Here is a 12,619-nt window from a genome sequence, read left to right on the forward strand (position 1 = left end):
CAAATACATTCATGCAGAGGGTATTAAAAGTTGCCAGTTGGTAATGGGGCTTACCATTTTAAAAGAAGGTAGTGTTTGGAATACCATGCCAACACATGTGCATGACAGGAGAATGGAAGCGTATTTTTATTTTGATATTCCTGTTAATCAAAAAATAATTCATTTAATGGGGCAGCCAACTGAAACAAAGCATTTGGTGGTAAGTAATGACGAAGCCATTATTTCGCCACCGTGGAGTATTCACAGCGGATGCGGCACAAGTAATTATGGTTTTATCTGGGGAATGGCCGGAGAAAATTTTATTTATACCGATATGGATGTGGTAAACATAAATAATCTCCGATAATTTTTTTTTGAACCGGGCAGCAACGCTTTAATCATCTTCATTGGTCTGGCCTAAGGCGAGACACTCTTCAACTAAATCTATTTATTCAGCATTATAGAATTTTATATAATACACAAAAAGATTGACGCTATAATTATGAAAAATAACAAAAATAAAAAAGCTCCCTTCCAGTTCCCTCTCCTTGGGAGAGGGGTTGGGGTGAGGCTTGTGATACTATTAGTAATTTTTACCGGCTTTGCATTTATGTTACCCGATAAAAAACCTACGATATTTTTAATTGGAGATTCTACAATGGCCAACAAACCTTTAGATGATAATCCGGAAAGAGGCTGGGGACAATTATTTCCAAATTATTTTACTAATGAAGTAGCAATTCAAAATCATGCGGTAAATGGCCGCAGTACAAAAAGTTTTATTACAGAACATCGCTGGGATACGGTGATGAGCCGTTTACAATCCGGCGATTATGTAATGATACAGTTTGGCCATAACGATCAAAAAGTTGATGATAGTAACCGCTCTGCACCGGCACATACATTGTACAAACAAAATTTAATTCGTTTTGTAAATGATGTACGCAGCAAAGGCGCAAACCCTGTTTTAATAACACCCGTAATGCGCCGCAAGTTTGATGAGCAGGGAAAATTTGTTGATCAGCATGGCGATTATCCCGGCGTGGTAAAAGAAGTGGCTGCACAAATGAAAGTGCCTTTAATTGATCTGCATAAAAGCAGCGAAGCATTAATTGTAAAAGAAGGTGAGGAAAACAGCAGGCGTTTATTTTTAAATATTCCTCCCAACCATTTTAAAAACTACAAAGGCAAAGAAGAAGACAATACACATTTTAGCGAATACGGTGCAGCTTCAATGGCATCATTGGTATGCCAAAGTATTGCAGCACAAAATTTACCATTAGCAAAATATTTAGCACCATCCGATTTTAAAGAAAAATTTGCTTTTGAATTACCTAAAATTTATAAGCCGCATTTTAAAAGAGATACGTTTAATATTTTAAATTATGGCGCTGTTGCAGATGGCCTGACTTTAAATTCTGCCGCAATTAATAAAACAATTGAAGCCTGCGCAAAGAATGGTGGCGGAACTATTGTTGTACCCAGGGGAAGTTTTGTAACGGGCCCAATCATTATGAAAAGTAATATCAATTTGCATTTAGATAAAGGCGCTTTAATAATTTACACTTCCGATTTTAATCAGTATCCATTGGTGGCTTCTACATTTGAAGGTGTTGATGCTGCAAGATGTCAATCACCTTTTACTGCAGAGAATTTAGAAAACATTGCTATAACCGGCGAAGGAATTATTAATGGCAACGGTTTTTACTGGCGCCCCATAAGTAAAGATAAATTAACAGAAAGCCAATGGAAGAATCACCAGAAAATGTATGGCGGTGTGTTGAACGAAAGTAAAAAAACATGGTACTCATCCGGAAAAGCGTTGAAAGGTTCATTGACAAATAATATTGGAAAACTTGCCGGCGGAAAAACATTACAGGATTTTGAAGACGTAAAAGATTATCTGCGCCCAAACATGATACGGATATTTAACTGCAAAAATATTTTGATCGAAGGTGTAACATTTGAAAACTCTCCGGCATGGACAACACATATCAATGCCAGCGAACACATCACTATAAAAAATCTTACTGTAAAAAACCCCTGGTTTGGGGCCAATACTGATGCCCTTGATTTAGAGAGTTGCAAAAATGCATTGGTAGAAGATTGCCATTTTGATACAGGCGATGATGGCATTTGTATTAAAAGTGGCAGAGATGCAGAAGGAAGAAAAAAAGGTTTACCTACAAAAGATGTTATTGTAAAAAATTGTGTGGTATATCATGCACACGGCGGTTTTGTAGTGGGCAGCGAAATGAGCGGCGGCGTAAATAATATGTTTGTAAGCAATTGTACTTTTATAGGAACAGATATTGGTTTACGTTTTAAAACAACAAGAGGCCGTGGCGGGATGGTGGAAAATATTTATGTAAACAATATCAACATGAAAGATATTGCTGCAGAAGCAATTTTGTTTGATATGTATTATATGGCAAAAGATCCGGTGGTTTTAGCCGGAGAAAAAAGAGAGCCACCGGTTGTGGAAACAAAACCGGTTGATGAAACCACACCTCAATTTCAAAATTTTTATTTTAGAAATATTACCTGCAACGGAGCAGCTAAGGGAATTTTTGTAAGAGGTATTCCGGAAATGCATGTGAAAAATATCCTTATAGAAAATGCAGTACTGCAGGCCGATGAAGGAATAGACATTCAGGAGGCCAGTAACATTACATTGAATAATATAACGATGCTGAGCAAAAATACCAATCCTGTTACGTACATTTTAAACAGTGATAACATTTCCATCAATAATTTAAAGTATAAAGACAGTGCCGAAGTATTAGCAATGGTACAGGGTGAAAGAACAAAAGCGGTGAGTATTTTAAATACCGATGTTACAAAAGCAAAACAAAAATTAAGGGCAGGATTTGGTGTTACTGATGCACAGATTAGTTGGGAAGTTTCTCAGCCTGCAGTGGACACAAAAAAGAAAAAAAATAGAGGAAAAAGCAAGTAATTGTAATAATTGTAAATGTATTTGAATAGGCCCGGCATTATTTATGCCGGGGAAAAGAAATCGTTTTACGGGCTTTAGCCCAACTAAAAGATTGGGTGAGTTATTCCGTAAGAGTGGCTCACCCGGTAATGAAAACTGAAGGACGTTGTATTTTAAACAGCTCCGTAGGATTTTAACGTGGGTAGAAAACAGAAAAGAATTTCATTAACGTTCCGTAGGAACGACAGGTGCCTTTGCAAAACACAATTAATGCTCAATAAAGAAATAAAGCTGAAGAGTGTCTCGCCTTAGGCCAGACCAATGAAGACCATTAAATAAAAAATGTTCGTAACAAAAAAATAAAATTTCCCCAAGGGAATTATAATATGAAAAAAATAATGCTGATTGTATTAATTGCTGTTACTGCAAATGCGTTTTCACAAACACCCGGCGAAAAACTTGCCACCACGGTAATGAGTATTTGGAAAGATACAATACCTATTGGCGGCACCAGCAAATGGAGTTACGATATGGGAGTAATTTTAAAAGGCTTTGAAGGGCTGTGGATGAATACGGGTAATGTAAAGTACTTTACCGACATTCAAAAAAAGATGGACTATTTTGTAAAAGATGATGGCAGCATAAAAGGCTACGAAAAAGAAGAATATAATATTGATCATGTAAATAATGGCAAGCTGGTATTATTATTATACCGTGTTACGGGAAAAGAAAAATATAAAAAAGCCGCAGATTTGTTACGCAGCCAGTTGGCCACACACCCACGCACAAACGAAGGTGGCTTTTGGCATAAGAAAATTTACACCAATCAAATGTGGCTGGACGGTTTGTACATGGGAGCGCCCTTTTATGCAGAGTATGCCATGCTGTTTCATGAAGACAGTGCGTTTAATGATATTGCCAACCAGTTTATATGGATGGAAAAACATGCAAGGGATGCAAAAACAGGATTGCTGTATCATGCGTGGGACGAAAGCAAACAACAGCAATGGGCCAATAAAACAACCGGCACTTCGCCATTATTTTGGGCAAGGGCCATGGGCTGGTACAGCGATGCTTTGGTAGATGCGTTAGATTATTTTCCTCCCACACATCCTAAAAGAAAAATGCTGATTGATATTTTAAATCGTTTGGTAAATGCAATAGAAAAGGAACAGGATAAAACAACAGGGTTATGGTACGATGTAATTAATTATAACGGCCCCGGGAAGGAAAAAAATTATTTTGAAGCCAGTGCCAGTTGCCAGTTTACGTATGCTGTTGCAAAAGCTGTACGCAAAGGATATTTGCCGGCATCAAAAATTACCATAGCAAAAAAAGCGTACGACGGTATTTTAAAACAATTTATAAAGGAGGAGAACGGGCAAACTAATTTGCACGGCACTGTAAAAGTGAGCGGACTTGGGGGCAAGCCTTACCGTGATGGCAGTTTTGAATATTACATGAGCGAACCTGTAATTATGAATGACCCCAAAGGTATGGGTGCATTTTTGCTTGCAAGTAACGAAATGGAAATATTAAAAACACAATCAGTTGGAAAAAATAAAACTGTTTTGTTAGATCGTTATTTCAACAGTGAAAAAAGAAAAGATGCAACCGGCGCCAATGTGTACTGGCATTACATTTGGGAAGAAAGAAGCCATCCCGGTTTTTATACTTTAGGAAATATTTTTGAAAGAAATGGAGCAAAACTTTCTTCTTTAGATGCGGCCCCAACGGTTGCAAATTTAAAAGGGGCTGCAGTTTATATTATTGTAGATGCCGATCATAAAAAAGATAATCCCAATCCAAACTATGTTGCGGCAAATGATGTTAAAGTAGTTATTAATTGGGTAAAAGCAGGCGGTACATTATTAATACTGGCCAACGACAGTAACAATTGCGATCTGCAACATTTGAATTTACTGGCAGGAGCTTTTGGTGTAAAGTTTACCGATAAAAGTTTGAACATGGTGAAGAATGATACTTACGAACAGGGAGTGGTGTTGCCAGGTGCTGGCAATGCTGTTTTTATATCACCGGCTAAAATGTTTTTAAAAGAAGTAAGTGCATTGGAAATAAAATCGCCTGCTGTTGCCAATGCAATTAAAGATGGCGATGTAATTATTGCTACCGCAAATTATGGAAAAGGAAAAGTATTGATAGCTGGCGACCCATGGTTATATAACGAATATATAGATGGAAGAAAAATGCCTGCGGAATATGAAAATTATAAAGCAGCAGAAGATTTGGTAAAATGGTTACTAAACCCCCAACCCCTAAAGGGAAGTAAATGATGAAGAAAAATATACTCATACCATTATTATTTTTGCTGCCAAATTTTTTGTTTGCTCAGCCAGGTATTGTTGTAGATGCAAATGGCAACGGCAATTTTAAAACCATACAGGAAGCGATTAATAGTTTGCCCAACGATGACAGTAAGGGGCAACGCATCATCCTCATAAAAAAAGGCACTTACAAAGAGAAAATTTTTATTGATAAAAATTTTATTACACTGCGTGGAGAAGATCCCAAAAATACTTGTATAACTATTTCATTGGCAAGAGAAGAGTGGCGCTGCAATAATAAAGATGATTATGGTACAGCCGCAATAAATTTAAAAGGCAGCGATATTGGGTTAGAAAATCTTTCTTTCATCAACAGTTATGGAAAAGATAATACTGCAGATAAAGAAATTAAATGTGCAGCGGACAGTACCGGCAAAAAAATTATAAAACCAAACGGTCATCAAATGGCCTTGCGCTCTTTTAATACTACAAGATTGATCGTAAAGAATTGCATCTTCCGTGCGTATGGCGGCGATACCGTTAGTCCGTGGAATACCGAAGATGGTATGTTTTATTTTAAAGATTGCGAAATGGAAGGCGGTGTGGATTTTTATTGTCCACGTGGTTGGGCATTGGCAGAAAACTGTACTTTTATTTGTCATAATAATAATGCTGCTATTTGGCATGACGGCAGTAAGTATGAAAAATCAAAAACTGTGTTGTTAAATTGTAAATTTACTGGTGATGACGGGTTTAAGCTAGGCCGCTATCATCGTGATGCACAGTTTTATTTATTGAATTGCAGCTTTGCAAAAAATATGGCTGATGCCGACATTTATTTAGTACCAACTGCTAATACTTTGCAATGGGCCAAAAGAGTGTATTATTATAATTGTAAAAGAGAAGGCGGTGATTACACATGGTATAAAAATAATTTGCCTGCCGATTTTGGGATCAATGAATTTAATATACCCTGGGTGTACGATTATAAATGGAATCCTGTTAAAGGTGAAGAAATTAATGCTGCTGCATCTTCCACTGCAGCAGAAATTACTATAAAGGATACTACCGATCCAATAGCAGATAACATGCTTTTGTATCAGCGTAAAAATGGTGGCTGGCCTAAACATTTTCAAGGCGACAGAAAAGTAGATTATACAAAAACACTTACAGCAGCCGAATTAAAAGAATTGAAAGACGGCTTTGATGCAGGCATTGATGCTACGATTGATAATGAAGCCACCATCAAAGAAATTAAATATTTGGTAAGATCTTACAAAGCACATCCCAATGCAGCATATTTAAAGGCAGCTGAAAAGGGCATAGATTATTTATTAAAAGCACAATATAGCAATGGTGGCTGGCCGCAGTTTTATCCCGATTTCAGCAGTTACCGCAGCCAGATCACTTACAATGATAATGCCATGATAAATGTGCTGAACGTTTTGCAGGATATAACTGAAGGTAAAAACGATTTTGATGTAATTGATAAAACATACATACCCCAATGCAAGGCAGCTGTGCAAAAAGGAATTGATTGTATTTTAAAAACTCAATTAAAACAAAAAGGAAAACTTACTGCCTGGTGTGCCCAGTACAATGCCAAAACATTGCAACCCGAAATGGCGAGAAAGTTTGAACTGGCATCATTAAGCGGCAGCGAATCTGTTGGCATAGTAAAATTTTTAATGCAGCAGCCCAATCCTTCAAAAGAAATTATTGCTTCGGTAAATGCAGCCGTGGAGTGGTTTAAAAAAGTGAAAATTACCGGATATAATTTTGTAGAAATAAAAGCACCAAATGAAACCAGTGGCCGGGATAAAGTTTTAGTAAAAGACGAACATTCGGAAATTTGGGCAAGATTTTATGATCTTGAAACCAATGAACCCTTCTTTACAGGAAGAGATAGTAAACCTAAAAAAAACATAGCAGAAGTGGAGAATGAAAGGCGTGTTGGCTATGCATGGTATGGTATATGGCCGGCAAAATTAATTAATGAAGAATATCCAAAGTGGGCAGCAAAATGGAAAGTTAATACGGCAACCAACAATTAACAGCAATCAAACTTTAACCAATGACATTATCCAGATTCACGCTAAAAAATTTACCGGAAGGTAAAGTGCAAAATGTACCCGATGGAATTTTTGAATTGCCTGAAAAAGTATTGCAGTTTGGTACAGGCGTTTTATTGCGTGGCCTGCCCGATTATTTTATTGACAAAGCTAACCGGCAGGGAATTTTTAACGGGAGAATTGTAGTGGTAAAATCAACCGGCGGTGGCGATGCTGCGCCTTTTGAAAAACAAGATGGCCTTTACACATTATGTATTCGTGGATTGGAAGAAGGTAAAACTATCAGTGAAAATATTATTTGTTCGGCCATCAGCCGTGTGTTATCTGCAAAGGAAGAGTGGAGTACAATTTTAAAATGTGCACACAACCCCGAAATGGAGATCATTATTTCAAACACCACCGAAGTGGGAATTGAATTAGTGCAGGATGATATTCATCATCATCCGCCCATTTCTTATCCCGGAAAATTATTATCTTTTTTATACGAACGTTATAAAGCGTTTGACGGCAGCGATCAGTGCGGAATGGTGATTGTGCCAACAGAATTAATAAGTGATAACGGAAAAAAATTAGAAGCCATTGTTTTAGAACTGGCACATTTAAATGGTTTGGAAGAAAATTTTATTGAATGGTTAGAAAAGTACAATCACTTCTGCAATTCTTTAGTTGATAGGATTGTGCCTGGCAAACCTGATACTGCTGCTAAAAAAATATTAGAGGAGCAATTAGGTTATAAAGATGACTTGATTACGATGAGTGAAGTATATAGTTTATGGGCAATTGAAGGCGATGAAAAAATTGCTGGGGTATTATCTTTTGCCGAAGCAGACAAAGGTGTTGTAATTACACAGGATATAAATCTGTTTAAAGAATTAAAATTGCGTTTGTTAAACGGCACCCATTCATTAACCTGCGGTGTAGCATTTTTATCGGGCATAGTTTCAGTAAAAGAAGCTATGGATAATAAACTTATTTCAAATTTTGTAAATGATCTGATGTGCAACGAAATTGCAAAAGCCATTCCTTATAATTTACCCGAAGAAGATGCTGTAGATTTTGCCGGTAAAGTTTTAGACAGGTTTCGCAACCCGAGTATAGAACATCACTGGATAAATATCAGCTTAAATTTTACAGCTAAATTGGAAATGCGAATTGTTCCTGTTTTATTGCGCTATGCCGAATTGTACAAAACTTATCCCGAAAATGTGGCCTTGGGTTTTGCTGCTTATTTAGTTTTTATGAAAGCAGTAAAACAGGAAGATGATGTTTTTTATGGTAACTTTAATGCAAGCAGCTATCCAATAAAAGATCCCAAAGCAAAATATTTTTATGAGCAATGGAAAAATTATTCCACACCTCAGGTAATAAAAAATGCATTAGCTAATACTTCTTTATGGAATACTGATTTAAAAGCTATTCCAGGCTTTGCCGAAAAAGTAACACGAAATGTGGAAGATATTTTAAATTATGGTATGAAAGAAGTATTAAATGGGGCAACTATCGCAACTATTGAAAGCACTTAATAAATAACATCCTAAGTTCCCCTTTAGGGGATAGGGGCAATTACAAATCATAATGCAAAAGGTTTTAAAAGTTAGCCCGAAAGATAATGTGCTGGTTGCATTATCCGATTTAAAAAAGGGGGAGACTATTACATACGGCGACGAAAATTTTATTTTACAGGATGATGTAAAAGCAAAACATAAATTTTTTACTACCGATCTGCAACAGGGCGATAAAGTAATTATGTATGGCGTATTAGTGGGCACTGCACAAAAGTTTATTGCCAAAGCAAGCTGGATGAGTACAGAAAATATCAAGCATGCAGCCGAACCATATTTTTTTCGTCATACCAATTACCAATGGGCAGCACCCGATGTTTCAAAATACACCAGCAAAACTTTTAAGGGCTATCACCGCAGCAATGGCGATGTGGGCACTGCAAATTACTGGTTGTTCATCCCCACCGTTTTTTGTGAGAACAGAAATTTAGATGTAATAAAAGAAGCCTTGCATAATGAATTAGGGTATGCGGTTACAGATAAATACAAACTATATACAAAACATTTAATAGAAGCTTACAAAGAAGGTAAAGAACTTCCTTCATTGGAGGCTTCGGTTCCTCCCCCCCGGGGGGAGGTTAGGAGGGGCCTTTTTTCAAATGTTGATGGTATAAAATTTTTAAATCATCAGGGCGGCTGTGGCGGTACAAGACAAGATGCAGGTATTTTAGGAAAGTTGCTGGCATCGTATGCTAATCATCCCAACGTTGCTGGCGTTACCGTATTAAGTTTGGGCTGCCAAAATTTGCAGGTAGAAGATTTTAAAAATGATCTGCAAAATTTGAATCCAAATTTTGATAAGCCATTATATATTTTTGAGCAGCAGCAATCGCAAAGCGAAGAACAATTAATTGCACAGGCAATCAAAAAAACATTTGAAGGTTTAATAGAAATAAATAAAATTGAAAGGCAACCTGCGCCATTATCAAAATTATGCATTGGCGTAAAGTGCGGTGGCAGCGATGGTTTTAGCGGCATTAGTGCAAACCCGGCTGTTGGTTACTGCAGCGATTTGGTGGTGGCGTTAGGCGGTAAAATTTTACTGGCAGAGTTTCCTGAACTTTGCGGAGCAGAACAAAATTTAATTGACAGAACAATAGATGAAGCTGCAGCAAAAAAATTCATCCACTTAATGACTACTTACAACGATCAGGCATTAAGTGTTGGCAGCGGTTTTCACATGAACCCTTCTCCCGGAAATATAAAAGACGGATTAATAACCGATGCTATAAAAAGTAATGGTGCTGCATTAAAAGGCGGCACATCTCCTGTGGTGGATGTACTGGATTATACCGAGCCTGCAACAAAACCCGGATTGAATTTAGTATGTACACCGGGTAACGACGTAGAAGCCACAACAGGTAAAGCAGCAAGCGGGGCCACATTAATTTTATTTACAACAGGCCTGGGTACCCCAACAGGAAACCCCGTTTGCCCTGTAATAAAAGTGAGTACCAACAGCAACCTTACCAAAAGAATGAACGACATTATTGATATTGATTGCGGCCCGGTGGTGGAAGGTGAAAAAACAATTGAGCAAATGGGAGAAGAGATTTTAGATTACTGCATTAAAGCAGCAAGTGGTGAAGTAATACCTAAAGCAGTTTTACTTAACCAGGATGATTTTATTCCGTGGAAGAGAGGGGTGAGTTTATAATCCTGTAAAACAAAAAAATGAAAAATATCTTTGTACTATTCTGTTGCACTGTTTCTTTACTTACACAGGCTCAAATAAAAAAACAACCTTTATTAGGGCATCGTTCTGCAAATATTCTTACTGTAAATAATTTTCAGTTTAAAGATTTAAACCGCAATGGTAAATTAGATAAGTATGAAGATTGGCGATTGCCTTATGAAATAAGAGCAAAAGATTTGTTATCAAAAATGAATGTGGAGCAGAAAGTTGGTTTCATGCTTATCAGTTCTACCCGTTTAAAAAATGACTGGAGTTTTGAAGCACCTAAAACAACAGAACCAGTAACCAGTGATTTTAATGAAATTGATTTGGTGCAAACAATGAATATGTTTTCTAAACAGCCGCTTCCAATTCCAATTATGTCGGCGGCTGGTACAACAAAAGCTGTTGCACAATATCATCTTCGCCATTTTATATTAAGGGTAAATACAAGTACCCAAACTATTGCAGCATGGAGTAATAAATTACAGGCCATTTGCGAAAGTGATGGGTTGGGTATTCCTGCAATTGTATCATCAAACCCAAGAAATCATATTACTAAAGATGCTTCAATTGGTTTAAGTGTGGGCAAAACTAGTTTTTCCACATGGCCCGGTGAGTTGGGTTTATCAGCAACAAAAGATTTAAAACTCGTAAGAGAGTTTGCAGATATTGCCCGGCAGGAATGGGCAGCCGTTGGTTTACGAAAAGGTTATATGTACATGGCGGATTTAAGTACCGAACCAAGATGGCAAAGGGTGGAAGGAACTTTTGGTGAAGATGCCAATTGGGTTGCAAAAATGATGACTGAAATTGTATTGGGTTTTCAGGGAAATCATTTAAACAAATATTCCGTTGCGCTTACAACAAAACATTTTCCCGGTGGTGGTGCAACAGAAGGTGGACAAGACCCACATTTTAGTTGGGGAAAGAATGAAGTTTTTCCAGGAGGAATGTTTAAAAATAATCTCATTCCATTTAAAGCGGCCATTAAAGCTGGTACATCTTCAATTATGCCTTATTATTCCATACCCAACAATACACAATACGAAAAAATTGCTTACGCTTATAATAAAGGGGTGCTGCAGGGTTTGTTAAGAAAGGAATTAGGCTTTAAAGGAATTATTAATTCTGATACCGGTCCTATTGAAATGATGCCCTGGGGGGCAGAAAATTTGACTGTAACAGAGCGGTATAAAAAAACACTGGAAGCCGGAGTAAATATTTATTCCGGCTCGGCAGACCCGGCCCCGCTTTTAGAAACAGTAAAAAGTGGAAGGGTGGATATAAAATTAATTGACCATTCAGTTTATCTTTTACTTATGGAAAAATTTGAATTGGGGCTTTTTGAAAATCCTTATGTTGATGAAGAAGCAGCAGTGAAATTAGTTGGTAACGAAATGTTTCAGAAAAAAGCAGATATAGCTTTTCGTAAATCAATTGTGTTACTACGTAATGAAATAAAAACACTTCCATTAAAACCTAAAACTAAAATTTATTTTGAATCTTATTTTCAAAAGAAAGGTGCAAGTGCAAGTAATGTTTATCAGGCAGCCAATAACAATTACGATATTGAATTTGTAAAAACACCTGAAGAAGCAGATGAAATAGTTTTGTGGATTACGTCTGGCTCCAAATCTTTATTTGATTCAGACGGCACACCGCTTTATCTTTCTTTATCAAAAAATGCAGTAGATGTTGATTATGTAAATAAGCTTACTTCCAAAAAGCCAACCATACTTTTAATTAATTATACCAACCCCTGGGTGATTGATGAAATTTATAATGATAAAAACAATGGAAATATAAAAGCAGTGATGGCAACATTTGGAACTACAACCGATGCAGTGCTTGATGTGATAACAGGAAAATTTAATCCCTCAGGTAAAATGCCTTTTACCACACCCATTTCTGAAGATGCTGCACAAAAACAACAATCGGATGTGCCGGGTTATTTAAAAGGTACTGCATATCCACTTTTTAAATTTTATGAAGGGTTGAGTTACAAATAAAAATTTACCGAATATTTTTACTGGTAACGATTGCGTAATTATTTAATAATATAAAATGCTTAGTTTATATTTTTGATACAGAAGATTCAAAAGCAA

The 12,619-nt window shown here is 36.9% G+C and carries 7 protein-coding genes; all 7 read left to right on the forward strand.

All coding sequences use genetic code 11. The annotated features are described in order from the left end of the window. On the forward strand, positions 1-346 hold a 346-nt coding region (locus tag ACY65O_RS09360), incomplete at its 5' end, for a 5-deoxy-glucuronate isomerase (protein ID WP_462220590.1). Between the two features lie 135 nt (positions 347-481). Further along, positions 482-2,938, forward strand: a complete 2,457-nt coding sequence (locus ACY65O_RS09365; protein ID WP_462220591.1) for a glycosyl hydrolase family 28 protein — start codon at positions 482-484, stop codon at positions 2,936-2,938. A gap of 377 nt (positions 2,939-3,315) precedes the next feature. Continuing rightward, positions 3,316-5,211 carry a glycoside hydrolase family 88 protein gene (locus tag ACY65O_RS09370; protein WP_462220592.1) on the forward strand — a complete coding sequence of 632 codons (1,896 nt, stop codon included), beginning with the start codon at positions 3,316-3,318 and terminating at the stop codon, positions 5,209-5,211. After that, positions 5,208-7,256, forward strand: a complete 2,049-nt coding sequence (pelA, locus tag ACY65O_RS09375; RefSeq protein WP_462220593.1) for a pectate lyase — start codon at positions 5,208-5,210, stop codon at positions 7,254-7,256. Before ACY65O_RS09370 ends, pelA begins: the two co-directional genes overlap by 4 nt. Positions 7,257-7,276: 20 nt before the next feature. Then, positions 7,277-8,797 (forward strand): tagaturonate reductase, encoded by a 1,521-nt coding sequence (locus ACY65O_RS09380; RefSeq protein ID WP_462220594.1) that lies wholly within the window; start codon positions 7,277-7,279, stop codon positions 8,795-8,797. A 52-nt stretch (positions 8,798-8,849) separates the two neighbouring features. Next, positions 8,850-10,493: a UxaA family hydrolase gene (locus ACY65O_RS09385; RefSeq protein WP_462220595.1), complete on the forward strand. Its 1,644-nt coding sequence runs from the start codon at positions 8,850-8,852 to the stop codon at positions 10,491-10,493. A gap of 17 nt (positions 10,494-10,510) precedes the next feature. Beyond that, positions 10,511-12,523, forward strand: a complete 2,013-nt coding sequence (locus ACY65O_RS09390) for a glycoside hydrolase family 3 protein (RefSeq protein WP_462220596.1) — start codon at positions 10,511-10,513, stop codon at positions 12,521-12,523. The last annotated feature ends 96 nt before the right edge of the window (positions 12,524-12,619 follow it).

It is taken from the genome of Ferruginibacter sp., assembly GCF_031430955.1.
Taxonomy (GTDB): Bacteria; Bacteroidota; Bacteroidia; order Chitinophagales; family Chitinophagaceae; genus Ferruginibacter.